Origin of the sequence: Rhodococcus artemisiae (assembly GCF_036327795.1) — a bacterium.
Lineage (GTDB): Bacteria > Actinomycetota > Actinomycetes > Mycobacteriales > Mycobacteriaceae > Rhodococcus > Rhodococcus artemisiae.
The window spans coordinates 133,214-157,260 of record NZ_JAUTXY010000016.1; the positions used below are offsets into that span (position 1 = coordinate 133,214).

A 24,047-nucleotide genomic window follows, 5' to 3' on the forward strand; every position below is an offset into this window, starting at 1 on the left:
TCGATGACGGTTCTCGACCGCAGATTATTCCCTGTTACGTGCATCGCCGCAGCACGGACCCCGTTACAAAGTCGAGCTGCGCGGGGTCGCAACCGGTTCGGGGTTCCGCGTCGGCGTGTCGTCCTCGACGTCCGGTACCGGCCCCGCGGTCGCGAGTTGCCACAATGTGGTGTACAGGCCACCCGCGCGACGCAACGTCTCGTGTGGTCCACTCTCGACCACCCGGCCTCCCTCGATCACGACGACGAGGTCGGCCCGGGCTGCGGTGGCCAGCCGGTGCGCGACGATCACCGCCGTCCGCGACCGCGAGACCGACGCGCCGGCCTCGAGCACCGCCTGCTCGGTGGCCGGATCCAGGGTGGCCGTCGCTTCGTCGAGCAACAGCAGGTCGGGATCGACGAGTTCGGCCCGGGCCAATGCGATCAACTGGCGCTGACCGGCCGACAGACCCTGACCACGCTCGCCGACTGGATGAAACATCCCTCCGTCGAGGCCGGCGATCATGCCGAGTGCTCCCACCGTGCGGGCCGCGGACTCGATGTCGGACCGGCTCGCGTCGGGTCGGCCGTATGCGATGTTGCTCGCCACCGTCCCGGTGAACAGGTGCGCTTCCTGCGGCACCACGCCGAGCCGGCTCCGGTACTCGGGTAGCCGGTACTCGCGCAGATCCGTCCCGTCGACGCGCACCGAACCGGACGTCGGGTCGTAGAAACGGGCGAGCAATTTGACGATCGTCGACTTCCCGGCCCCCGTGCGACCCACCAACGCGACCGTCGATCCCGGAGGGAAGCTCAGGTCGACGTCGGCGAGCGCATCGGTCTCGGCCCCGCTGTACCGGAAGCCGACATCGTCGAGACGAACATCGCCGTGCAGGTGTCCGGTCACATCGACGGTGCCCGCCGGTCCGGACTCGAGCGAACTCTCGGTGCGCAGGAGGTCGCCGATTCGGCGCAACCCGACACGTGCCTGCTGATAACCGTCGAACACCTGTGACAACTGCTGGATGGGACCGAACAGCAGGTTCAGGTACAGGACGAATGCGATCAGGACACCGGCAGTGGTGGCTCCGGACGAGACCTCGCGGGCACCCACGAACACGACGGCAGCCAATGCAAGATCCGACAGGAACGTGATGAACGGGAAGAACAGGGAGATCGCCCGCTGCGACCGCATACGGCTGCGGCGGTACGCATCGGCACGTTCGGCGAACCGGCGCGCGGAGGTCTCCTCGCGGCGGTACGCCTGAGCCGCGCGCAATCCGGTGATGTTCTCCTGGAAATCGGCATTGACCAGGGAGATCCGTTCCCGCGAGACCGCATAGGCTACGCCCGAGACCTTCCGGAACCAGAGCGTGGCCGCCACCAGCACCGGGAGGACAGCGAGCACCACCACCGCGAGCGAGGCGTCGGTGGCCAGCAGAGCAACCGAGATCCCCAGCAGAGTCAGCACGCTGACCACCGCGGTCGACAACCCCGTCTGGATGAACTGCGACAGTGCGTCGACGTCGGTCGTCATCCGCGTCATGATCCTGCCCGACAGTTCGCGCTCGTAGTAGTCGAGGCCCAGCCGCTGCAGGTGTGCGTAGCTGCGTACCCGCAATCCGAACAGCACTCGTTCCCCGGCCCGGGCGGTGAGCACCGTCAGGACGGCCACCGCGGCCCACCCGAGCAGCGCGAGTCCCACACCCATCGCCGCAGCGAACCACAGCATGTCGGGGTCGCCGGGGGTGACACCCCGGTCTACGGCGAACCGCACGATCGACGGAAACGCTATGTTGATCGCGGACTCGACCGCCAGACACACCATCACTGCGACGAGCAGTCGGCGCACCGGACGCAGCGTTCGCAGGAGCCGGAACTGAGGGTCGGGTCGGCGCAACGCACGCGACTGCAGGTCGGGGTCGGCGCCGGGTTGCTCCGTGGCAGGTGGCAACGCGGCGACCGCCGTGCGCAGTTCGGGTGTGGGCGCCACCGCGCCGAGCGCGCCACTGATGGGCCCGGCCCCTCCACGGCCACCGGGACCGCGGTTCACGGGAGCGAGAGCCGGCGGCCTGCTCGGGGAATGGTCGTCGGATGGGGTCTCGGTCTCGGGCCACAGTGCGTGCGGGCCGTCCGAAGCACCCTGCTGGGCCGATATGGCGTGGTCGGAGGGGGCTGCTCGTTCCGAGGAGACATCGGGTGATGTGCCCGTCAACAAGCGGCGGAACACCGGACTGCGCCGATCGAGTTCGTCGACGGTCCCGATGTCGACGATCGTGCCGCCGTCGAGTACCGCGACACGGTCGGCGAGCGTCAGTGTCGACCGGCGGTGTGCGAGCACCAGGGTGGTGCGGTCGGGCTGCGCGCGGAGCGCGGCGTAGATCGCGGCCTCCGTCTCGGCATCCACGGCGGATGTCGCATCGTCGAGGAGCAGCACTCTGGGACTGAGCAGCAGCGCGCGGGCCAGCGCGACCCGTTGCCGTTGCCCACCCGAGAGCGTGAGACCGCGTTCGCCGACGACGGTGTCGTACCCGTCGGGCAACGACTCGATGAACTCGTCGGCACGTGCCGCGACAGCGGCGGCGCGGATCTCCTCATCGGTGGCGTCGTGCCGGCCCAGCGCGATATTCGACGCGATGGTGTCGGAAAACAGGAACGGCTCGTCGAACACGAGGCTCACCGCTTCGCGCAGCCGGTCGGCGCGCAGCGAGGCCACATCGATGTCGTGGCCGTCGGATGTGAGGCACACCGCGCCCGTCGACGGTGTGTAGAAGCGCGGTGCGAGCAGCGACAAGGCGGTCTTGCCCGAGCCGGCGGGCCCCACGATCGCGACGGTCTCGCCGGGCAGCACCTCCAGGTCCATCCCGTCGAGCACATCGCGGCCCTCGTCGAAACCGAAGGTCACGTTGCGGAATGCGAGCCCGAGCGGTCCGTCGGGAAGTGGTACGGGATGCGCAGGATCGGCGACGTCGGGCTCGGTGTCGATCACCTCGTACACCCGCTCGACCGCGGCGCGTGACAGCTGCGCCATGATCACGACCTGAGCCAGCGTGCGGGTGGTCGCGCTCATCGTCGCGACGTACGCGGTGAACGCGACGAAGGTGCCGACCGTGATCGTGCCGTTCAAGGTGAGCCAGCCGCCGAGCGCGATCGTCGCGACCAGACCGAGCTGCGGGATCGCACCCATCGGCGCGGCGAACCGCGCGTTGATCCGGGCCGCCCGCATGCGCTCGGAGTACAGGATCCGGCCGTGGTCCTCGAGTTGGTCGACGGCGCGGTCCTCCTGGCCGAAGCCCTTGACCACCCGGACACCGGTGACGGTTTCCTCGACGTGCTGCGCGAGGTCGGCGGCCCGCTGCTGCGCCGACCACGTCGCGGCGAAGACCTTGGGGCGGACCACCCGGACGATGGTCACGATGACGGGCACGGTGGCGACAGCGATCAGCGTGAGCAGCGGCGAGAGCGACGTCATGATCACCAGAGCCAGCGCGAGCTGCAGCAATGCGCCCGCCGACATAGGGACCATCGCGAGCAGACCTTGGATGAGCTGTAGATCCGTGATCGAGCGCGACACCACCTGTCCGGTGCGGATTCGGTCCTGACCGTGGCCGTCGAGGCGTTGCAGCGATCCGAGCAGGCGTAATCGAAGGTCGTGTTGGACGTCCAGCGAGAGCCTGCCCGCCAGCATCCGACGACCGTACTGGCATCCGAACCGGACGGCCGCGCCCACTGCGATCGCAGCGGCCGCGAGCCCGATCACGTTCGGGACCGAGGTGAATTCGGTGGCCTCACCGGTGGCGCTGTCGAGCGCGATCTTCGTGAGCAGCGGGAAGGCGATATCGATCAGGGCGGCGATCGCCGTGAGTGCGAGTGCGCCGATCGCCGTTCTGCGGTGGCGCATGCATTCCGCGCCGAGGCGACGGACCCAACCTTGATCGTGTGTGTCGTGTGGCATTTCCTCCGACAGTAGCGCCGGGCTACGACAGCAGTGCTCAGGTGAGAATTACTCAGGTGAGATCGCGACTGCGGGTCCGCCACCATCCGAGCCCGCAAACCAACGCGGTCCAGAAGATCAGGACGAGCGGGGCAAGCGGCCACGACACCGGCATCTCGGCCTCGCCGGACAGGTCCACGACACCGAACAGCGTGTACCAGGTGATCTGGGCAGGCAGGAATTGCGCGACGCCGCCGAGACCCATGCCGTGGAGCACGAGGGACACGGTCAGCTCACCGAACGGAACCCACGCGCAGATCGCGAGAACGCTGCCCACCATCGAGCCGGTGAACAGCCCCAGACCCGAGCCGATGAGTGCCCACAGCACCGCGCAGAGCAGACCGGTGCCGAGGACGCCTGCGATACTGCCGAGGTCGGCACCCGAGAAGCCGCCGCCGAACATGAGGATGGTCAGGGCCGACACGACCTCCGTGATCACGCAATACAGCAGACCGAACAGCGCCGCGGTCGTGTACTTGGATGCGACGACCAGGTCGCGCCCGCGTGTGGTGAGGAAGGTGGTGATGATGGTGCGGTGCTGGTATTCGCCGCCGGAGCCGACGACACCGAACAGCGCAGCGAACAGGAACACCAGGGCGAGCGCGAACGAGATTCCCACTGCTGCGGCGGCAGCCTCGGCGAAGCCGGGCCCGAGGATGTCCTCGACCTGACGCATCACGGGGAGTGTGAGTGCCCCGCAGAACAACCCGACCACCAGCGGTGCGATACCCAGGATCCACCAGTACCGCAGGCCGAGCACCTTGCGGAACTCAGCTGTCAAGAGTGCGGTCACGAGTGCCCTCCGGATCCGGTCGGCGGTTGCTGGAAGTTCGGTTGGGCAGGGTAGTTCGGTTGGGCAGGGTAGTTCGGTTGACCTTGGAAGCTCTGGGCGTTCTGTGGCGCGCCGAAGCTCTGCGGTGCCGCTGTGTACTGGCCGGCCGTCATGGCGAGGAAGACCTGTTCGAGGTCGACATGCTCGATGCTCGTGCCGAACAGCGTGATGCCGTGTTCACCCGCCAGTGCGGCAATGCGATCGGGTTCGACGCCCACAACGGCCAGCCGGCCGTCGGGTTGGATCTGCGCATCGGTGAAACCGCTCGCCGCAAGCGCCGTCGCCAGCTTCACGGGATCGGATACCGCGACGAGCACGCGCGACCGGTAGGCGTTGCGCAGATCCGCCATGCTGGTCTGCATCACGAGCGCTCCGCGGCTGATGATCACGAGGTGGTCGGCCATCTGCTCGACCTCCCGGAGGATGTGACTCGAGATCAGGACGGTGCCGCCGTTTCTCGCGAACGTCACGAGGAAGTCGCGAAGCCACGCCATTCCCTCGGGATCGAGACCGTTGGCAGGTTCGTCGAGGACGAGGTAGCGCGGTTGGCCGAGCAACGCGGTCGCCAACGCGAGTCGCTGACGCATACCGAGCGAGAACTCGCCGACCCGTCGACGCGCCACGGAGGTCAGCCCCACGAGGTCGAGCATCCGGGTTGCCCGATCGTCCGGCACACCCATCGCCGCGCAGTACGCCTTCAGATGTGTGGCTGCGGTGTGTTTCGGATGTGCGCCGTGTGCGTCTAGCACCGCACCCACGACCTGAGCGGGCTGTTCGAGCCGGGTGAACGGCACACCGTCGATGTAGGCCGCGCCGGCTGTGGGTCGTACCAGCCCCGTCAACATGCTCAGCGTCGTCGTCTTGCCCGAACCGTTCGGGCCGAGAAATCCGGTGATCGAACCCCGGGGCACGGTGAAGCTCAGGTTCGACACCGCGGTGACATTGCGGAACGTCTTGGTCAGGCCGTCCACTGCAATCCCGGGAGGGGGGCCGCTTGCCGGTGCCGCGAAATGCGGCTGCCCGTGCGGAGTGTTCGCTGACGGTGCTGTCACAGAAATGTTCCCCCGGTTACCTCTCGCTGTTGTGTCGCCGCGAGCATACGTGCAGGCAGGGTCGAGGCCTCTGCCTCAGGCTTCCAACTCCGACGTGGGGCGGGACGGCAGCGCGCTCTGCTCGGCAGGCCACGTCGTGGGAGGCGCTCCGAATGCCTCGCGCGCGTTGATGATCGTGCGCTTGCCGATCGTCCGGTTGCCGGCACCACCGATCGCAGCCCCGATACCCGCAGGTACGAGCTTGCCGAGCAGAAGTGCCCCCCGCCTGGCCGCGTACTTCCGGACGAACTTCTTCACGAGCGTGTTGTTCATCAGCTTGAGCTGTTTGCTGCCGACCTGCCCCGTCAGCGCCTTCGGCCAGTTCTTCAGTGACGTTCCGGTGGCGGCCGCCACGATCTCCTTGCCGGAATCCCCGAGCGCGATCGCGAGCACCAGCGCGCGGCGCTGGTTGTGGTCGTGGGGTTCGATTCCGTGCACCGACGCGACAGCGAGCGTCAGCAGTGCAGATGCTTCGAGGAAGAACACCGACTCGGCGCCGATCGCGCCGATGGCAGCGATCGTGCCGACGCCGGGGAAAGCCGCGGTGGCGCCTGCTGCGGCACCACTTCCCGTGATGGTGGTGAGGAACTGCTTCTCGAGCCGCGTGATGATCTGCGCGGGCGACTCGCCGGGATGCGCGCGACGCAGCCGCTCGACGTACTTCGCGACCGCGGGGCCCTGCAGCCGGCTGCCGTTGTCGAGCAGCGTGATGAGTGCGCGTTCGATCGCGCCACCCTTGATGGGCTCACCGTTCTTGTCGACGGCGCGGGACTTTTCGCTCATTTCGATCCTTGTCGTGTGTCCGCCGGTGGTTACGCTGGTGATTGTGGCCCGGTCGTCAACTGTTGTCGGCATTTCCGACGGCGCCCGGCAGCGGCCCGCGCCGTTGCTGCAACCTTACGTGCGTTGGTACGAAGGATATCGGCTGACGGGTTTCCCACCGGGGCAGCATCTGGGCTTGTCGTCGCCGGATCTGACCGTCGTCCTCAGCCTCGACCGACCCGTCGACATCACCAGGGCGGCCGCGCCCGGCCAGCAACCGGGTCGGTTCACCGCATTGGCGAGTGGACTGACGACGTCGGCGGTGACGATCGCGCACGACGGCAACCAGCACGGTATCCAGCTCGCGCTGACGCCGGCGGGAGCCCGTGCCCTCCTCGGGGTTCCGACATCCGCGCTCGGTGCGTGGGTGGTCGAACTCGACGACGTGCTGGGTCCCGACGCGCAGGAGCTGCTCGAGCGGATCGCCGCGACACCCGGGTGGCAGGAACGGTTCGCGGTCCTCGATGGCGTCCTCACCCGGCGACTGCTCGAGGCCCGCGATACCGCGCAGATGGATGCGCGTGTGGCGCACGCATGGCAGCAGCTCGTCGCCCGACCCGGCACCGCAGTGCGCGACGTGGCCGACGACCTCGGGTGGAGTCGCCGCTACCTGACCGCCCGCTTCACCGCGGAACTCGGGATCACACCCAAGGAATCCGCGCGCATCGCCAGATTCGACCGGTCGAAGGCGATGTTGCGCAGGCCCGCAGCGCGGCTGTCGGAGGTGGCAGTGCATTGCGGGTTCTACGACCAGGCCCACCTCGCCCGCGAGTGGCGTGAGTTCGCGGGCGTGCCGCCGTCGCGCTGGAGACAGGACGAGGTGTTCCCATTCGTCCAAGACTTCGACGCCTGATCCGAGGACGCTTGTCCCATGTCCAGCACAGCAGCAAATCCGGAACGCATCAGCACCGACAACCACGCCCCGAACGTATGGCCGTGCCTGGCGTACACCGACGCTCGGGGCGCCATCCGGTTCCTCGTCGACACACTCGGATTCACAGAATCCGCCTGCTACGGGGACGGCGACACCGTGGACCACGCAGAACTGACGTGGCCGTACGGGGGTGGAGTCATGCTCGGCTCCGCCGGGCGTGACACCCCACTCGATCAACACGCCGACTCGGGATCGGTGTACCTCGTCGTTCCCGACAGCGCACTCGCCGATGCCCTCTACGAGAAGGTCCGGGCCTCCGCCGCGACCATCACCGTGGAGTTGCGCGACGAGGACTACGGCTCACACGGCTTCTCGTGCCGCGACCCGCAGGGGGTGTACTGGAGCATCGGTACCTATGCGGGGCACGGATTCGGTGAGTGAGCTTCACCGGTGAACGAGATTCACAGCGGCGTGTGATCGGACGGCACCGCCTCCTCCGCGCGCGGCGGGGGAGGCGGGGTGCCGTCACCGAACGGCCGGCCACCGAGTTCTTCCCGGCCGTGCGGCGTCACCCAGCCCGACAGCTCCGGGCCCTTCGGCACGATCTGCGTCGGGTTCAGGTCGGTGTGCACGATGTAGTAGTGCTGCTTGATCTGCACGAAATCGGTTGTGTCGCCGAATCCGGGTGTCTGGAACAGATCGCGCGCGTAGCCCCACAGCGCCGGGAACGCGGTGAGTGGATTCCGGTTGCACTTGAAATGGCCGTGATAGACGGGATCGAATCGCGCGAGGGTCGTGAACAACCGGACGTCGGCCTCCGTGATCGTGTCGCCCACCAGGTAACGCCGGTGGGTGAGCCGGTCCTCGAGCCAATCGAGCCGAGCGAACAACCGGTCGAACGCCGCGTCGTATTTGTCCTGTGAACCGGCGAACCCGCATCGGTAGACGCCGTTGTTGACATCGCGATAGACAAGCTCAGCGACCTCGTCGATCTCGCTCCGCAGCGACTCCGGATACAGGTCCGGTGCACCGTCCCGGTGGAACGCGGTCCATTCGGTCGAGAAGTCCAGCGTGATCTGCGCGTAGTCGTTGGTCACGACCTTTCCCGTCGGCACGTCGACGATGGCCGGCACCGTGATGCCCCGGGGATAGTCGGGCTGCCGCGCGAAGTACGCCTCCTGGAGGCGTTCGATGCCCAGCACCGGGTCGACACCACCGGGGTCGAGGTCGAAGGTCCAGCTGCGCTGGTCGTGGGTCGGACCGCACAGCCCCAGCGACAGTGCGTCCTCGAGACCGAGCAGCCGTCGCGCGATCAACGTGCGGTTGGCCCACGGGCAGGCACGTGCTGCGACGAGACGGTAACGCCCTGCTTCGACGGGGTACCCGTCGCGGCCGTCGGCGGTGATCCGCGTCGAGATGTAGTTCGTGTCGCGGGTGAATTCGGCACCCGGCTCGACGTAACTCGCCTGGTCGGCCGTGCCAGTGTTGTCTGTGGCTTTGCTGCTCATGAGGCTCCCTCGAATCGATCGGTCACCGGCCCGAGTCTGCTACTCGACCGACGTACGCACTGTGATGAGAGTTCCCCACTCGAGGTATCCGGACACCGCCGCGAGCCCCCGCGCCGCGAGATTGTCGCGGCGGGTCCGCCACTGGGGGATCAGCCCGGCATCGAGCGCGTCGTGCGTGCACAGCGTCGCGACGGTGGCGCCCAGCCCGAGGCGCCGATTCTCCGGTGTCGTCAGCACCCGCACGTCCGCGAGAAGCGACTGGAGTTCGCGGTAGCCCGCAACGGCAAGCGGCTGGTGGTCGTCGTCGAGCAGCACGAATGCCCGATCGGGCACATCCGCGCCCACCTCGCTGCTGTCGTCGGGTGGGCAGCGCCGCACCAGCTCGGCGAGGTCCGCGGTGTCGTGCGAGATCAACGGATCCTTCACCCGTACCGCATCCGTCCACTCCGGGCACAGACAGAGCACCTCGGTGCGGGCCGCGAAGCCACCGGCCGCAGCGCGTACCACACCCTCGTCCGAACGCGTCGGCAGAGCTGCCACCGCAGAGGCGGCGCGGGCGGGGCCCACCACCGCGACGGTATCGCCGACGTCGAGCACTCGGACCGTGCTGACCGTGTCGTCCACTTTCGTCACGAGTCCGCCGGAGGAGAGGGCGTCGTCGGCAAGGCCGAGTTCGCGACACCACGCGAGGGCCGCGATGCTCGAGAGATGGGGGTCCACGCGGATACCGTATCCCGCAGACCGCGGAGGGGGACGTGCAGTGGCATCAGGAGCAGAGCCGCCCGCACCTGATTCTCATTGGGCCGCGCTCGGTGCGTTGTGCCTGGGCTTCTTCATGATTCTGGTCGACAGCACGATCGTGTCGGTGGCGAACCCGGCGATCATGCGCGCCCTGGACGCCGATATCGAGAGCGTCGTGTGGGTCACCAGCGCCTATCTGCTTGCGTACGCGGTGCCGTTGCTGATCGCCGGTCGACTCGGCGACAGGTTCGGTCAGCGCCGGCTCTACCTGTCGGGCCTGGTTGTGTTCACCGTCGCGTCGCTGTGGTGCGGACTGTCGTCGACGATCGAGACGCTCATAGCGGCGCGTGTGCTTCAGGGGCTCGGGGCGGCACTGATGTCTCCGCAGACCATGGCTGTGATCACCCGCGTGTTTCCGCCCGACCGGCGCGGCCTGGCGATGGGGCTTTGGGGTGCTGTCGGAGGGGTCGCAACCCTCGTCGGGCCACTCGCCGGTGGGGTGCTCGTCGACGGGCTCGGCTGGGAATGGATCTTCTTCGTCAACGTTCCGATCGGACTGGCAGGTGTCGTGCTGGCCTTGCGATTCGTGCCCGTCCTCCCGACGCAGGCCCACCGATTCGATGTCCGGGGTGTGGTCCTCAGTGGCGTGGGTATGTTCTTTCTGGTCTTCGGGCTTCAGGGGGCCGACGAGTACCCGTGGTCGTCCGACGTGTGGACGAGCATCGGCATCGGCGTCGTGTTCCTTGTGATCTTCGTGTGGTACCAGGCACGGGGTCGGGGCGAACGGCTGGTGCCGCTGACACTGTTCCGCGACCGGAACTTCGCGCTCGCCAACATCGGGATCGCGTCGATCGGCTTCGCGATTACCGCGTTCATGCTCCCGCTGATGTTCTACGCGCAGGATGTCCGGGGGCTCGGTCCCACCGAGTCGGCGCTCCTCATGGTTCCGATGGCGGTGTTGAGCGGTGGGCTCGCGCCGTTCGTCGGCCGCCTCGTCGATCGGGTGCATCCGCGTTACGTCGCGGGCCCCGGTTTCGCGCTCCTGACCGTCGCGTTCGTGTGGCTCTCGCTGGCGATGACGCCGGACGCGAGCGTATGGCAGTTGCTGCTGCCGATCGGACTGACCGGTTTCGCGTCGGCGGGCATCTGGTCGACGCTGTCGACCACTGCCACTCGCAACCTCGATCTCCGGCTGGCGGGTGCCGGTTCGGGCGTCTACAACGCCACCCGGCAGTTGGGCGCGGTCCTCGGCAGCGCGGCGATCGCTGCCGTGATGGCAGCGTCGCTGTCGGGACGGGGACTCGGGAACGGTGTGTCGCAGAACCCTGTTGGTGAACTGCCCGGACCGATACGCGAGGCATACGCGGCGGCGATGGCGCACTCGATGTGGCTGCCGGCGGCGGCGTTGACGGTGGGTTTCGTCGCGTCGGTGTGCTTCGCGCGCCCCACATCGGCCGGGAAACCGGTGCACCTCGGAACGCAGTTCTCCGGCCAGAATGTGACCCACGCCATATAGTGCAAGCACGGACGGCGTTGGGAGGTGGCGATGTCGCTGGCGGTCGTCGGAGTTCCCGCGGGAGCGGGTTGGTTGCAGGGTGAGCGCGTCATGCATCGCTGCGGCGGGATTCTGCACTACGACGATCTCGAACCGTGCCTGGCCGAACTGCTCGATCGCAGTGCGTTGCGGTACTCGAACCGTGTCGCTGCGGTCGACGGGGACGGTCGCGCGGTCACCTATCGTGACCTGTGGACCGAAGCGGCGAAGGTCGCGGGAGGGCTCCTCGACCAGGGTGTCGGCCCGGCCGACCGCGTCCTGGTGCATCACCGGAACGGCTTCGAATGGCTGCATGCGTTTCTCGGGGTCGTGCTCGCAGGAGGCGTGCCGGTTCTGCCTGATCCCACGTGCAGCGACACCGAAATCGACTGGATGGCCTTCGACAGTGGTGCCGTGCTCATTCTCGACGGCCCCCTCCCCGAAGGGGTTCCGTTCCTCGATGGCGGTGCCTCACCCGACGAATTGGCGCTGCTCTACTACGTCCGAGGCTATGGTGGTGACCTGCGCGGCGTGGAGCTGACCAACACGAACGTCCTGTCGACAGTCGAGGCCGTAGGGCATGCCATGGATCTGGTGAACGAACCCGGTCGCACCGTGATCACCGCACCGTTGTGCACGGCGGTGGGATGCAGCGTGCAGTTGCTCCCGACGCTCGCGTTCGGAGGAACCGTCGTCGCGGCGGGCGCCCGGGGGACACGAGTGCCGTGGCGGCACCTCCGAGCGTCGTTTCCCGCCTCGCGTTGCATCCGGGGTTGGGGTGTGGCCGAGACCGGAGGGATCGGTCTTCTGCTTCCGTCCGAGCATCGCCGCAGACATCCGCGCAGTGTCGGTGTGCCTTTCGGCGGGATCGAGGTCGCCTTGCTCGGCCCGGAGGCCGAGGAAGGGCGCGGCGAACTGCTGTGCCGCGGGCCGAGCGTCGCCCGCGGCTATTGGAACAATCCGGCAGCGACCGCAGAGATGTTCGACGACGGCTGGTTTCGTACCGGCGACCAGGTTTCCATCGACGCCGCCGGCTTCGTCAATCCTGTCGCAGTGCGGGTGTCGTGACGTACGACTGCGTTCCACGGTGTTTGTGACCCAGTGCGCTTTCGCAGCTCAGGTATCCTTTTCCGGAGCCGCGTGAGGGTGCATTGGCATTCGCGGAGAGGCGCACACCCGTCTGGAAGGCGATGGATCAATGGTCGAGGAAGGCGTGGTGCTGCACGAGCACGGCTTGGCGGAACTGCACGTGCACATCGAAGGAACCTTCGAACCCGAGCTGATCTTCGCCCTCGCGGAACGCAATCGCATCGAACTTCCGTACCGGGACCTCGATGATCTGCGTGGTCGATACGAGTTCGGTGACCTCACGTCGTTCCTCGACCTCTACTACGCCAACATGGACGTCCTACGTACGGCACAGGATTTCGCCGACCTCGCCCGCGCGTACTTCGCGAGGGCGGCGCAGGCCGGAATCACCCGGGCCGAATTCTTCTTCGATCCGCAGGCCCACACGGCTCGCGGAGTGGAGTTGCGTGAGGTCGTCGACGGTCTCGCGGATGCCGCCGCCGGTGCGCGCCGCGAGTACGGCATCGATGCTGCGATGATCGCGTCGATCGTGCGGGATCGTCCCGTGGCCGAGGCGAACGACACCTTCACGGATCTGATGAAGATGCAGGCCCCGATCATCGCGCTCGGACTCGACTCGGCGGAGGTCGGTTACCCGCCGTCGCTGTTCGAGGATGTGTTCGCCCGTGCCCGCGCAGAAGGTTTGCGCATCACGGCGCACGCGGGGGAAGAGGGACCTCCGGAGTATGTCCGGCAGGCACTGGATCTGCTCGGCGCCGAGCGCATCGACCACGGTATCCGGTCCCTCGAAGACCCGGAACTCGTCGCGCGGTTGGTGGACGAACAGATTCCGTTGACGGCGTGCCCGTTGTCGAATGTTCGGTTGCGAGTGGTCGATACGCTTGCCGATCATCCGTTGCGCCGGATGCTCGAGGCGGGATTGTCGGTGAGCGTGAACTCCGACGACCCCGCGTACTTCGGGGGATATGTGGACGATACGTTCTCTGCGCTGCGTGAACAGCTGGGATTGACCGATGAGGAAAGGCAGGTCCTGGCCGACAATTCGATGCGCGCTGCCTTCCTCTGAATCCGATCCGCACCGCTACGCGCCGAGTACGCGCTGCAGGTAGGCATTGCCGAACACGCGCTGTGGATCGACACGATCGCGAACCGCGAGGACGTCGTCGAATCGGGGATACGCCCGGCTGAGTTCGGCGGCAGTGAGGCCATGGAGCTTCCCCCAGTGCGGGCGCCCGCCGACGGACTGTGCGATGGCCTCGACTGCCGAGAAGTACTCGCGGTGCTCGCCCCGGTGGAACTGGTGCACCGCCACATAGGCGGTGTCGCGCTGGTGGGCGGTGGACAGCCAGACATCGTCCGCGGCTGCGAATCGCACCTCGATAGGGAACCCGATCCGCACGTCGGAGCGGTTCAGCCATGTCGCGATCTCGTCCAGGACCGTGGGCAGGGCGTCTACCGGTATCGCGTACTCCATCTCCTTGAACCGCACACGCCGCTTCGACGCGAACACACGGTGGCTGCGATCGGTGTATGTGCGTTCCGCCAGGGCACGCGAGGACAGGGAGTTGAGTCCGGGGACCAACGAGGGCACCCGGGTGCCCAGGTGTTGGAACGCGTTGAACACGCCGTTGGAGAGAATCTCGTCGTCGACGAATCCCCGGACCCGACCGACGGGGTCGACCGGCGCGGCACCGGGCAGCCGGGTGTTGGTCTTGGTGAGGACGCCCTCGGTGTGGGGGAACCAGTAGAACTCGAAATGGTCGGCGTGGAGCCGTTCGTCGAGGCTGTCGAGTGTCTCACTCAGCGAGGCCGGCGCCTCGTGGGCGCGCAGCCGGAACGCGGAGACGCAGTCGAACGTCACGCTCGAGAGAACGCCGAAAGCTCCGATCCCGAGCCGCGAGACCTCGAACAGTTCCGGCTCGTGGTCGGGGGAGCACTCGACGACCGATCCGTCGGTGAGCACCGTCGTCACCGCACGAACCTGTGCTGCGAGGCCGGTGAAACTCGCGCCGGTCCCGTGGGTTCCGGTGGAAATCGCTCCGGCGACGGACTGGACGTCGATGTCGCCGAGGTTGGGCAGTGCGAGACCGAGTGCCCACAATTGGTCGCTCAGGTCGTGCAGGCGAGTCCCCGCCTGCACGCGCACGAGTGCGCCGGTTGCCGTGGGCAGCACGGTCTCGATCCCCGTCATCCGGTCGAGCGAGAGCAGAACTCCGTCGGTGACGGCGACGCCGGTGAACGAATGGCCCGCGCCGACGGCCTTGACACGTCGGCCCTGTTCGGCGGCGCGTGCGACCACTGTTGCGAGTTCACCCGTGTTTTCGGGTGTGTCGAACCGATGCGGGCTGGAGTGCTCGTTCCGTGCCCAGTTGTGCCACGTCGCCATGTCCACATGATCGACCTGGACACGCGTTCAGGTCAATACCCCGCTTCGGACCGATGTCCGAACTACCATCGGGACATGTCGAACCGGTTACCTGCGGACGAGCGTCGAACCCAACTCGTCGAATCTGCGCTGGAACTCGCCGAAGGCGGTGGCGTCGGCGCGGTCACCGTCCGGGCAGTTGCGGAGAACGCCGGAGTGTCGTTGGGGGTGGTGCATTACTGTTTCGACAGCAAGGAAGCCCTCGTCGTCGCGATGGCAGAGACGTTGATTCAGCAACTCGCCGACACGATGCGCACGGCGTTCGACATCCCCCACGACGAGCCCGCGCCGCAAGGCGTTCGCGGTCTGCGAGAACTGCTGTTCAAAGGGCTCAGTGCTGCGTGGCCGTCGATCGAGGCGACCGCCGGACGTCAACTCCTCACCTACGAGATCACCACCTACTCGCTTCGTCACCGCAACGCGGGCGCGCTCGGTGGTGATGTAGCCCTGCAGCAGTACCGCATCATGGACGAACAGGCGCACGCTTTCCTGTCGGCGTGTGCCGAACAGACCGGAACGACGTGGACGGAGCCGATCGAATCCGTGGCGCGCATCGCGCTCGCGCTCATCGACGGCCTCACGCTGCGCTGGCTCGTCGACCGGGAAAGTGATTCGATCGTCAGCGAACTCGACGATATGGCAGCGATCATCGCAGCCCGTGCCGTCGGGAAACCCTGACGCTCGCTCCTGCACCACACTCACCCCCGCACCGATGGGATCACCCTTGAGCACCGCCTTCCCCGGCAACACTGCCTTCCCCGGCAACACTGCTGTACCCGGCAACACTGCTGTTCTCGACCGTATCGATGCAGCGACGTCGGATCTGGATCCACCCCTCGCTGCATTGGACCTGACGACATTGCGATCCAATGCGGACGATCTCGTCCGTCGTGCGTCGGGCACCCCCGTCCGGGTCGCGAGTAAGTCGGTGCGCTGTCGGACGGTGCTCGAGGAGGTGCTCGGTTCCGGTCTCACCGCGCAGGGCGGGTTCCGCGGCATCATGGCGTACTCGTTGCGTGAGGCGCTCTGGCTCGTCGGGTGCGGTGCACGCGACATCCTGCTCGGATATCCCACCGTCGACCGCGCGGGCCTCGCGGAACTCGCTGCAGACCCGGTCGCCGCCGGGTCGGTGACCCTCATGATCGATGCACCCGCGCAGCTGGAGCTTATCCGAAATACCTTGGGCACCAGAACTGTTCGGCCACGCGTGTGTCTCGACGTCGATGCGTCTCTGCGCATCGGACCGGTGCACCTCGGGGTGCGGCGGTCGCCGCTGCGTACCCCTGATCAGGCGGCCGAACTCGCGCGGCTCGCTGTGGCCGGCAGTTTCGACGTCGTCGGAATCATGTTCTACGAGGCGCAGATCGCGGGCCTGCCCGATTCGTCGCTTCCCGTGCGAATGGTCAAGAGAATGTCGGCGCGGGAACTCGCGACACGGCGCGGCGAGGTGGTCGACGCGGTCCGCGCCGTCGTCGGCGACCTCGAGATCGTCAACAGCGGCGGCACCGGGTCACTCGAGGTGAGTGCGTCCGATCCGGTGGTCACCGAGGTCACCGCCGGATCGGGACTGTACGTACCGACCCTGTTCGACGCCTACGACTCGTTCACGCCGAATCCTTCGTTGTTCTTCGCGCTGCCCGCAGTGCGCAAACCCGCGCCGTCGATCACCACACTGTTCGGCGGCGGATACATCGCGTCGGGGCCGCCGGGTGCTGCCCGCGTTCCCCGGCCGGTCCGGCCCGCAGGCCTGAGGCTTCTGCGCAATGAGGGAGCGGGGGAGGTGCAGACCCCGGTGCGCGGCCGCGCCGCCTCGGATGTCCCGATCGGTGGACGTGTGTGGTTCAGGCATGCGAAGGCAGGGGAACTGTGCGAGAGGTTCGCGCAGATCCACGTCGTCGAGGCCGGTGCCCGCACTGCCGTTCCCACCTACCGGGGAGAGGGGCACTGCTGGTGAACCGTCGGCGGTGGTGAGCGGATAATGCACCCATGCCGTTCTTCGACGGGGCCGCAGGCCGCATCCACTACCGCAGCTGGAACACCGATGCGGCTCCGGTCGGTGTCGTCTTCGCCCACGGCATCAGGCAGCACACCGGTAATTACCACCGATTCGCCGCGGGCCTCGGCGCTCGCGGTATCGCACTGTGGGGCATCGACCTGGCCGGGCACGGATTGTCCGAGGGCGAACCCGATGCGCCCGGGTCCGTCGAGTCCCACGCGGCCGATCTGTCCGCATTGACCGCGATCGCGGAGGCCGCCGGGATCCCGCTTGTGCTGATGGGACATTCGCTCGGTGCCGCGTCTGCGCTCGCGCTGCTGCGCACCGACGCCGACCGTTTCAGGGCCGCGATACTGTGTGGGACTCCGCGATCGGCGACACGATCCGAGTTCGCTCGGGCACTGGTGGAATCCCGCCTGCCCGTCCTTGCCGTGCACGGAATCGACGACCGGCTCGCCCCCGTGGAACCGGTGCGGGAGTGGGCCACGGAGGTTCCGAATCTGCAGGTCGACGAGTATCCCGATGCGGGGCACGACCTGCTCCATGAGCCGGTCCATCGTGCAGTCACCCGGGATATCGCAGAATTCGTCCTCGAGGTCACCGCCCGAGCCTGACTACCTCCCCTCAGCGAGCGCAGTGCCGTCATCTCGACCAGCGGGCCGTGGCGAAATCCTGACGATGCGTGGCACACGGCGAATCCACGGTTCGCGGGGATTGTGTTCGGAATGCCCGAACGGAGCCTCCGCAATATGAGAACGCTTGCGCTAGGTCGTGATTCCCGCCTCGGTCCGCAACCGATGCGCCATCGCCTCCACGGTGACGCATCGGGGCCGGCGTCGATCCGCTCGACGATGTCGATGACCGTCCAGACGGGGTTGTCGGTGCCGAGCCAGTCGTGATGTCCGGTGGGATCAGGAACTGTTGGTCGTGGACGGGGCCGACCCGCGAATCCGAAACAGCCGGTGAACACACCCGAGGTCTCGGGGACTGTGTGCGTCAGCGCACGGTGGCGCAGGACCCCTGAGTCGTCATGACAATCGCGAGACCCGAGCACCGTGCCGGATCGCCGTACGCGAGAACGGCCTCGCCGCCGAACGCTGCGAACGCGAAACCATCTGTGCGCGTGCTTGTTCCGATATAGGCTGCTGTGTCCTGTCCGGCTGGGCCCGGCCCCGGGGTGCCGATGGCGTAGGCATGCACATTCGAGCCGTCTCCAGTGATCACACCGGCTTGAACATCCGGGCCGCCACTGTCGTCGATTGCCCACGCTGTGCCCACCGTGCCGTCGCCGGCGATGTTCGCGAACGCTTCGGCACCCCATGCCGTACTGATCGCCGTCCCACGGTCCTCCGACAACGCGAGGCACGACGAACCGCCCTCGTCCATCATCACCGTCTCCTGTGGGCCTTGGGCTTGGCACTGCACAGGCGCCGCCGTTGCCGTCGCAGGTAGCGCCAGGGCTGCGGCTACGGCAATACCTCCGGCCAGTACTGCGCCGACAGAAGCTCTTCTCGACATGGCCAACCTCCCGGAAGAATGGTACGGCCGAACGCCGTCGGGCCACACGTGAAACGGCCGAATTCCCCGATACCGGCCGACGTAGCCGACCGCTGGGTGGCGTCGGCGGGATCGGGTTGCACCGCCTCGACGCGACCCTTTCGTCGGGGTGGGCGACGGCGTGACCGGCGCGTTCCTGACCACCGACGGATTCTATAAGTAATCGCAGGTCGGCCCCGTCGGAGACATGCCGACGGGGCCGACCCGCGATTCTGAAACAGCCCGCCATGCGAGTGAACGGCACTTTCGCTCAGGGCTGCTCGGGGTAGGGCAGACGGATCAGGAGTAGAGCGCCTCGATCGCCGCACCGTGCTTGTCGTGGATGATGTTGCGCTTGAGCTTGAGCGTCGGGGTGAGCTCGCCGGTCTCGATCGAGAAGTCGGTCTCCAGGATGCGGTACTTCTTGATGGCCTCGGCCTTCGACACCCTGGCGTTCGTGGCCGACACGGCCGAATCGATCTCCGCGATCAGGTCGGGGTTCTTGATCAGATCTGCGATCGTGCTGTCCGCGGGCAGACTGTGGCGCTCGAGCCAGCCCGGGAGGGTTTCCGCGTCGATGGTGATGAGCGCACCGATGAACGGCTTCGCATCGCCGACGACGAGGACCTGGCTGATCAGCGGATGCGCACGCAGGGAATCCTCGAGGATCGCGGGCGCGACGTTCTTGCCGCCGGCAGTGACGAGCAGTTCCTTCTTACGTCCGGTGATCGAGATGAACCCCTCGGCGTCGATCGTTCCGATGTCGCCGGTGTGGAACCAGCCGTCGCGGATCGAGTCGGCGGTGGCCGCGTCGTTCTGCCAGTAGCCGTCGAACACCACGGGACCCTTGAGGAGCAGTTCGCCGTCTTCGGCGATCTTCGCGGAGTGCCCGTTGAGTGGGCGTCCGACAGTGCCGACCTTCTGATGTTCCGGGGTGTTCATGACGATGCCGCCGGTGGTCTCGGTGAGACCGTAGCCTTCGTACACCGTGACTCCGATACCGCGGAAGAAGTGACCGAGACGCGCACCGAGCGCAGCGCCGCCCGACACGGCCCGGGTCGCGTTTCCGCCGAGTGCATCGCGCAGCTTGCCGTAGACGAGCTTGTCGAACAACGCGTGCTTGGCTCTGAGGACGAGGCCGGGCCCGCCCGCTTCGAGTGCCTTGCTGTACTCGATCGCGGTGTCGGCGGCCTTGTCGAAGATCTTGCCCTTGCCGCCGTCGTACGCCTTCTGCTTGGCAGAGTTGTAGACCTTCTCGAACACGCGGGGAACCGAGAGGATGAAGTTCGGCTTGAACGCGGCGAACTGGTCGAGCAGGGTGGTCAGATCCGAGGTGTGACCCACGGTGACCTTGTGATCGAACGACGCGAAGGAGATGAGCCGGGCGAACACGTGAGCGAGCGGCAGGAACAGCAGCGTGCGCTGACCGGCCTCCATCGAGTCGGGCAGCCCCAGCTGGGCGGCCGTTGACTCGGAGTAGAAGTGGCGGTGCTTGAGCTGCACGCCCTTCGGTCGGCCGGTGGTGCCCGAAGTGTAGATGAGGGTGGCGGCGGATTCCGCGTTCACCTGCTTGCGGCGTTCCTCGACCTGCTCGTCGGTGACCGCCGCGCCGCGGGCGGTGAGTTCCTCGATTGCGCCCTTGGCGCCCGAAGCCGGATCGATCTGCAGGAGCTCGCGCACTGTCGGTGCGGCCTCGGCGACCTCACGGACAATGTCGGCCTGCTCGGTGTTCTCGACGATGAGAAGGGATGTTCCCGAGTCCTCGAGGATCCACTTCGACTGGTCGGCCGCGGAGGTCTCGTAGATCGCGACCGTGGCACCGCCTGCGGTCCAGATCGCGTAGTCCAGCAGAACCCATTCGTAGCGGGTGCTCGAGAGGATCGCGACGCGGTCGCCCAGCTCGACTCCGGATGCCATCAGGCCCTTCGCTACGGAGCGGACCTCGGCGGCGAACTGAACTGCCGTGACCGGTACCCACTTGCCGTCGATGAGGCGTTCGAACGGCACGAAGTCGGGAGACTCCTTTTCGTGCCGGAACACCGAATCTGCCATCGACACGTCGTCCGGAATCGCGAACGACTGCGGAACGGCAATCTCACCCATCTGTGACCCCTCCATCTTTTGAAACTTGCGGTGTGCATTGCATCACAAAGTGTCCGCTTCCGCACCACCCGGGCTGCCGGTTTTGGGAAGTTTCAGGGTCCATTGTGCGTGATCTGCGACACGAAAGCTACCCGCAGGTAGCTTGAGGGGTCGCTCGACGCTGTTACGTGGTGTCGCGCAGGATGCCTGCGGCTTCGTCGTCGCTCAGCTGATGGAAGTCGGAATAGGCCGCCCCCACGGAGTCGTGCCCCGGGGGTGCCCACGGGCAGATCACTTCGTCTGCATCCCCAGCGACCCGGCTCAAGGCCTCGGGGGAGGCGATCGGAACCGCGAGCACCACCCGTGCGGCACCGGCAGCGCGCGCGGCCAGACATGCGACCGCTGCGGTCGCCCCGGTCGCCATCCCGTCGTCGACGACCACGGCGGTGCGCCCGCTCAGCGCGACACGTTCGCGACCGGAACGCAGCAGCGCGCCACGACGTTCCAGCTCGACCTGCTCGTGTGCCTGAACGTGTTCGATGGACTCGGCGCCGATCCTGGAGATCCGGATCACCCCGTCGTTGAGCACACGGATGCCGCCCTCGGCGATTGCGCCCATCGCAAGCTCGGGATGCCAGGGCACCCCGAGCTTACGGACGACGAGGACATCGAGCGGAGCACCGAGAGCAAGGGCGACTTCGCGGGCCACGGGAAGCCCACCGCGGGGCAACGCGAGAACGACGTTGTCCGCTCCACGGAGATGCTCGACCGAGCGGGCGAGCCGCCGGCCGGCCTCTTCACGCGAGGAGTACCGCCGCACCACCCCAGTATGGACTCGGCGCGGGATGAAATCAGCCCAGCTCGCCGGACAGATAGGAGTGATCGTGGATCGGATCCGGGATGAAGTCCTGGCCCAGCGTGTGCATCTTCAGCAGCAGGGTCAGACCCACGATGTCGCCGTGGTCGTAGCGGTACTCACCCTGGGTGATGGACGAGCAGGCCGCAGGCTCGACCGCGACGACGCGGGTGTCAGCGCGGTCGCGGAGGACCTCCCGGATGAACGGAAACGCCAGACCGGCGAGGTTGGAGCCACCCCCGGCGCACCCGAAGACGACGTCGGCCTGCGTCTCACCTTGTGGCTACCGACCGGGCTCACACCTTCGTATTTCACGTAGATGCGGGCGGGTGTGGTGAGTGCCTTCTCGAACGATCGGGCGCGGATCAGTGGGGTCGTACGGTACGTTCCGTACACCTCGCGGATCGGCTCGGGGATCTCGATGTCCGTCTCGGTCGAAAGCTCCTGCTCGATCAGGCCGGAGGCGAAGAGCGGAGCGAGGTCGTCCGCAGAGATCGGTTCCCGGGTGCCCGGGTGCAGGTGCGGCGGCGGAGCAACAGGCAGATCCCCGGCGACGTTGTACCAGTGGGTCGGGACAGCGATCGAATCCGACACGATGGCGACTCTTCTCTCTCGGCGCGGGTGCTGTTTCCGAGCGGCGACGGTGGGCGCGCTCCACTTGTTCTACCAGCGGGTAGAGTCGCAGATCGAGGGGACTCATGAGTGCCGACACACGACTGCTCGGGGCGTGTTTCGGCACACTCTTGCGTGGGTGTGGCGCGGAATCGCCGCGCCATCCGATAAACTGCTGGTCAAATGAGTGAAATTCAAGACGCCCCCGACCAGGAGACCGCATCCCTCACGTTTGCCGATCTCGACATCGACGACCGTGTGCTGAAGGCTCTTTCGGACGTGGGTTATGAGTCCCCGTCGCCGATTCAGGCGGCAACCATCCCACCACTGCTGGAGGGTCGGGACGTCGTCGGTCTCGCTCAGACCGGCACCGGCAAGACTGCCGCGTTCGCAGTGCCCATCCTCTCCCGGATCGACACCTCGAAGAAGCGGCCCCAGGCGCTCGTGCTCGCGCCCACCCGAGAACTCGCGCTGCAGGTAGCGGAGGCTTTCGGTAAGTATTCGTCGCACATCCCGGGCCTGCATGTGCTGCCCATCTACGGCGGCCAGGCCTACGGTGTCCAGCTCTCCGGGCTGCGCCGCGGTGCGCAGGTCATCGTCGGCACCCCCGGACGTGTGATCGATCACCTTTCCAAGGGCACCCTCGACATCTCGGAACTCGAATTCCTCGTCCTCGACGAGGCCGACGAGATGCTCACGATGGGCTTCCAGGAGGATGTCGAGCGGATTCTTGCCGACACCCCCGACACCAAGCAGGTCGCGTTGTTCTCGGCGACGATGCCCGGCGCAATTCGCCGGCTGTCGAAGCAGTACCTGAACAATCCGCAGGAGATCACGGTCAAGTCGAAGACCACGACCTCCTCCAACACCACCCAGCGCTGGGTGCTCGTGTCGCACCAGCGCAAGCTCGATGCGTTGACGCGGATCCTCGAGGTCGAGTCGTTCGAGGCGATGATCATCTTCGTTCGCACGAAGCAGGCCACCGAAGATCTGGCAGAACGGCTCCGTGCCCGAGGCTTCTCCGCCGCGGCGATCAACGGCGACATCGTGCAGGCGCAACGTGAGCGGACCATCGGTCAGCTCAAGAGCGGAGCGCTCGACATTCTGGTCGCGACCGACGTCGCGGCCCGCGGACTCGACGTGGAACGCATCAGCCACGTCGTCAACTACGACATCCCCCACGACACCGAGTCGTATGTGCACCGCATCGGCCGTACCGGTCGTGCGGGACGCAGCGGCGACGCACTGCTGTTCGTGGCGCCGCGCGAGCGGCACCTGCTCAAGGCGATCGAACGGGCCACCCGCCAGCCGGTCACCGAGATCCAGCTACCCAGCGTCGACGATGTCAACGCACAGCGTGTGGCCAAGTTCAACGACTCGATCACCGAGGCGCTGACCTCCGAGCACCTGCAGCTGTTCCGCACATTCATCGAGGACTACGAGCGCGAACACGATGTCCCGCTCGCCGACATCGCCGCTGCGCTGGCCGTGCTGTCGCGCGACGGCGACTCGTTCCTCATGGAGGAACAGCCGGAGCCCGTCGCCCCGGCTCGCCGCGAGCGTGAACCCCGCGAGCGTCCGCCCCGCCGTTTCGACGACGGACCGAAGGTCGGTCGCGACGGCCAGGAGATGGCGACCTACCGCATCGCGGTGGGCAAGCGCCATCGCGTGCAACCGGGCGCGATCGTCGGTGCGATCGCCAACGAAGGTGGCCTGCGCCGCGGCGACTTCGGGCATATCAGCATCCGCGCCGATCACAGCCTCGTCGAGCTCCCCAAGGACCTTCCGCAGCAGGCCCTCGAGGCGCTGCGCGCCACACGGATCTCCGGTGTGCTGATCCAGCTTCAGCGCGACACCGGTGCGCCGGGCGGACGTCCCGCGTCGTACCGCGGCGGTGATCGCGGTGGCGATCGTCGAGGTGGAGACCGACGCGGAGGCGACCGCGGAGACCGCGGCGGCGATCGTCGCGGTGGCCGCAAGGACTACGGCAGCAGCGGCGACTTCACTCACCGGAGCGATCGCAGCGACCGCGGTGGTCGCGGCGGCTATCGCGACTGAAAGTCGTTCACAGGGTATC

At 67.0% G+C, this 24,047-nt stretch carries 19 protein-coding genes and 1 pseudogene; 9 read left to right on the forward strand and 11 right to left on the reverse strand.

The window, feature by feature from the left end; genetic code table 11:
* Positions 1 to 63: 63 nt before the first annotated feature.
* The 4 genes from Q7514_RS26990 to Q7514_RS27005 all read right to left on the reverse strand — a co-directional run bounded on the left by Q7514_RS26990 (position 64) and on the right by Q7514_RS27005 (position 6,678).
* On the reverse strand, positions 64 to 3,933 hold the full coding sequence (locus tag Q7514_RS26990; protein ID WP_330136346.1) for an ABC transporter ATP-binding protein: 3,870 nt from the start codon (positions 3,931 to 3,933) through the stop codon (positions 64 to 66).
* 52 nt (positions 3,934 to 3,985) lie between these two features.
* Positions 3,986 to 4,765, reverse strand: a complete 780-nt coding sequence (locus Q7514_RS26995; protein ID WP_330136347.1) for an ABC transporter permease — start codon at positions 4,763 to 4,765, stop codon at positions 3,986 to 3,988.
* Positions 4,762 to 5,856, reverse strand: coding sequence for an ABC transporter ATP-binding protein (locus Q7514_RS27000; RefSeq protein WP_408016193.1), 1,095 nt, complete (start codon positions 5,854 to 5,856; stop codon positions 4,762 to 4,764). Before Q7514_RS27000 ends, Q7514_RS26995 begins: the two co-directional genes overlap by 4 nt.
* A gap of 75 nt (positions 5,857 to 5,931) precedes the next feature.
* Positions 5,932 to 6,678 carry a hypothetical protein gene (locus Q7514_RS27005; RefSeq protein WP_408016194.1) on the reverse strand — a complete coding sequence of 249 codons (747 nt, stop codon included), beginning with the start codon at positions 6,676 to 6,678 and terminating at the stop codon, positions 5,932 to 5,934.
* 37 nt (positions 6,679 to 6,715) lie between these two features.
* Between Q7514_RS27005 and Q7514_RS27010 the strand changes: the two genes are divergently transcribed.
* The gene (locus Q7514_RS27010; protein WP_330136398.1) at positions 6,716 to 7,570 is read left to right on the forward strand and encodes a helix-turn-helix domain-containing protein; all 855 of its coding nucleotides are present in this window, start codon (positions 6,716 to 6,718) and stop codon (positions 7,568 to 7,570) included.
* An 18-nt stretch (positions 7,571 to 7,588) separates the two neighbouring features.
* Positions 7,589 to 8,032 (forward strand): VOC family protein, encoded by a 444-nt coding sequence (locus Q7514_RS27015; protein ID WP_330136348.1) that lies wholly within the window; start codon positions 7,589 to 7,591, stop codon positions 8,030 to 8,032.
* A gap of 20 nt (positions 8,033 to 8,052) precedes the next feature.
* Here Q7514_RS27015 and Q7514_RS27020 read toward each other — a convergent pair whose 3' ends face one another.
* Together Q7514_RS27020 and Q7514_RS27025 are read right to left on the reverse strand one after the other, a co-directional pair.
* Complete coding sequence (locus Q7514_RS27020) at positions 8,053 to 9,099, reverse strand: glutathione S-transferase family protein (protein ID WP_330136349.1); 1,047 nt, start codon at positions 9,097 to 9,099, stop codon at positions 8,053 to 8,055.
* Positions 9,100 to 9,138: 39 nt separating this feature from the next.
* Entirely contained in the window at positions 9,139 to 9,819 is a 681-nt protein-coding gene (locus tag Q7514_RS27025; protein WP_330136350.1) for a GNAT family N-acetyltransferase, read from the reverse strand.
* Between the two features lie 115 nt (positions 9,820 to 9,934).
* Here Q7514_RS27025 and Q7514_RS27030 point away from each other — a divergent pair, with 115 nt between their 5' ends.
* From Q7514_RS27030 to Q7514_RS27040, 3 genes are all read left to right on the forward strand, one after another.
* Positions 9,935 to 11,356 carry an MFS transporter gene (locus Q7514_RS27030; RefSeq protein ID WP_330136399.1) on the forward strand — a complete coding sequence of 474 codons (1,422 nt, stop codon included), beginning with the start codon at positions 9,935 to 9,937 and terminating at the stop codon, positions 11,354 to 11,356.
* Positions 11,357 to 11,386: 30 nt separating this feature from the next.
* Positions 11,387 to 12,442, forward strand: coding sequence for a class I adenylate-forming enzyme family protein (locus Q7514_RS27035; protein WP_330136351.1), 1,056 nt, complete (start codon positions 11,387 to 11,389; stop codon positions 12,440 to 12,442).
* 130 nt (positions 12,443 to 12,572) lie between these two features.
* Entirely contained in the window at positions 12,573 to 13,529 is a 957-nt protein-coding gene (locus Q7514_RS27040) for an adenosine deaminase (protein WP_330136352.1), read from the forward strand.
* Positions 13,530 to 13,544: 15 nt separating this feature from the next.
* On the opposite strand, the gene Q7514_RS27045 is transcribed toward Q7514_RS27040, so the two are convergent.
* Complete coding sequence (locus Q7514_RS27045) at positions 13,545 to 14,849, reverse strand: D-arabinono-1,4-lactone oxidase (protein ID WP_330136353.1); 1,305 nt, start codon at positions 14,847 to 14,849, stop codon at positions 13,545 to 13,547.
* A gap of 75 nt (positions 14,850 to 14,924) precedes the next feature.
* Between Q7514_RS27045 and Q7514_RS27050 the strand changes: the two genes are divergently transcribed.
* From Q7514_RS27050 to Q7514_RS27060, 3 genes are read left to right on the forward strand one after another with little or no spacing between them, the layout of a single operon-like run.
* Positions 14,925 to 15,566 carry a TetR/AcrR family transcriptional regulator gene (locus Q7514_RS27050; RefSeq protein WP_330136354.1) on the forward strand — a complete coding sequence of 214 codons (642 nt, stop codon included), beginning with the start codon at positions 14,925 to 14,927 and terminating at the stop codon, positions 15,564 to 15,566.
* 46 nt (positions 15,567 to 15,612) lie between these two features.
* Complete coding sequence (locus Q7514_RS27055) at positions 15,613 to 16,842, forward strand: amino acid deaminase/aldolase (RefSeq protein WP_408016195.1); 1,230 nt, start codon at positions 15,613 to 15,615, stop codon at positions 16,840 to 16,842.
* Positions 16,843 to 16,874: 32 nt separating this feature from the next.
* The gene (locus tag Q7514_RS27060; RefSeq protein ID WP_330136355.1) at positions 16,875 to 17,498 is read left to right on the forward strand and encodes an alpha/beta hydrolase; all 624 of its coding nucleotides are present in this window, start codon (positions 16,875 to 16,877) and stop codon (positions 17,496 to 17,498) included.
* Positions 17,499 to 17,880: 382 nt separating this feature from the next.
* Here the strand turns inward: Q7514_RS27060 and Q7514_RS27065 are convergent, their stop codons facing one another.
* The 4 genes and pseudogenes from Q7514_RS27065 to Q7514_RS27080 form a co-directional block, all read right to left on the reverse strand.
* A complete protein-coding gene (locus tag Q7514_RS27065) occupies positions 17,881 to 18,402 on the reverse strand; it encodes a hypothetical protein (RefSeq protein WP_330136356.1) in 522 nt (173 codons plus the stop codon).
* Positions 18,403 to 18,720: 318 nt separating this feature from the next.
* Positions 18,721 to 20,523 carry an AMP-dependent synthetase/ligase gene (locus Q7514_RS27070; protein ID WP_330136357.1) on the reverse strand — a complete coding sequence of 601 codons (1,803 nt, stop codon included), beginning with the start codon at positions 20,521 to 20,523 and terminating at the stop codon, positions 18,721 to 18,723.
* Between the two features lie 163 nt (positions 20,524 to 20,686).
* The gene (locus tag Q7514_RS27075) at positions 20,687 to 21,322 is read right to left on the reverse strand and encodes a phosphoribosyltransferase (RefSeq protein ID WP_330136358.1); all 636 of its coding nucleotides are present in this window, start codon (positions 21,320 to 21,322) and stop codon (positions 20,687 to 20,689) included.
* A 64-nt stretch (positions 21,323 to 21,386) separates the two neighbouring features.
* Positions 21,387 to 21,952 (reverse strand): annotated as a pseudogene (locus Q7514_RS27080) (hypothetical protein); the annotation flags it as partial.
* A gap of 201 nt (positions 21,953 to 22,153) precedes the next feature.
* Between Q7514_RS27080 and Q7514_RS27085 the strand changes: the two are divergent.
* Positions 22,154 to 24,028, forward strand: coding sequence for a DEAD/DEAH box helicase (locus Q7514_RS27085; RefSeq protein WP_330136359.1), 1,875 nt, complete (start codon positions 22,154 to 22,156; stop codon positions 24,026 to 24,028).
* The last annotated feature ends 19 nt before the right edge of the window (positions 24,029 to 24,047 follow it).

What these genes read in the sequence shown, in the direction of transcription:
- Q7514_RS26990 (WP_330136346.1), bottom strand. Translation starts at nt 3,933, where the DNA reads ATGCCACACGACACACACGATCAAGGTTGGGTCCGTCGCCTCGGCGCG.
- Q7514_RS27005 (WP_408016194.1), bottom strand. Translation starts at nt 6,678, where the DNA reads ATGAGCGAAAAGTCCCGCGCCGTCGACAAGAACGGTGAGCCCATCAAG.
- Q7514_RS27015 (WP_330136348.1), top strand. Translation starts at nt 7,589, where the DNA reads ATGTCCAGCACAGCAGCAAATCCGGAACGCATCAGCACCGACAACCAC.
- Q7514_RS27020 (WP_330136349.1), bottom strand. Translation starts at nt 9,099, where the DNA reads ATGAGCAGCAAAGCCACAGACAACACTGGCACGGCCGACCAGGCGAGT.
- Q7514_RS27030 (WP_330136399.1), top strand. Translation starts at nt 9,935, where the DNA reads ATGATTCTGGTCGACAGCACGATCGTGTCGGTGGCGAACCCGGCGATC.
- Q7514_RS27035 (WP_330136351.1), top strand. Translation starts at nt 11,387, where the DNA reads ATGTCGCTGGCGGTCGTCGGAGTTCCCGCGGGAGCGGGTTGGTTGCAG.
- Q7514_RS27040 (WP_330136352.1), top strand. Translation starts at nt 12,573, where the DNA reads ATGGTCGAGGAAGGCGTGGTGCTGCACGAGCACGGCTTGGCGGAACTG.
- Q7514_RS27045 (WP_330136353.1), bottom strand. Translation starts at nt 14,849, where the DNA reads ATGGCGACGTGGCACAACTGGGCACGGAACGAGCACTCCAGCCCGCAT.
- Q7514_RS27050 (WP_330136354.1), top strand. Translation starts at nt 14,925, where the DNA reads ATGTCGAACCGGTTACCTGCGGACGAGCGTCGAACCCAACTCGTCGAA.
- Q7514_RS27060 (WP_330136355.1), top strand. Translation starts at nt 16,875, where the DNA reads ATGCCGTTCTTCGACGGGGCCGCAGGCCGCATCCACTACCGCAGCTGG.
- Q7514_RS27065 (WP_330136356.1), bottom strand. Translation starts at nt 18,402, where the DNA reads ATGTCGAGAAGAGCTTCTGTCGGCGCAGTACTGGCCGGAGGTATTGCC.
- Q7514_RS27070 (WP_330136357.1), bottom strand. Translation starts at nt 20,523, where the DNA reads ATGGGTGAGATTGCCGTTCCGCAGTCGTTCGCGATTCCGGACGACGTG.
- Q7514_RS27085 (WP_330136359.1), top strand. Translation starts at nt 22,154, where the DNA reads ATGAGTGAAATTCAAGACGCCCCCGACCAGGAGACCGCATCCCTCACG.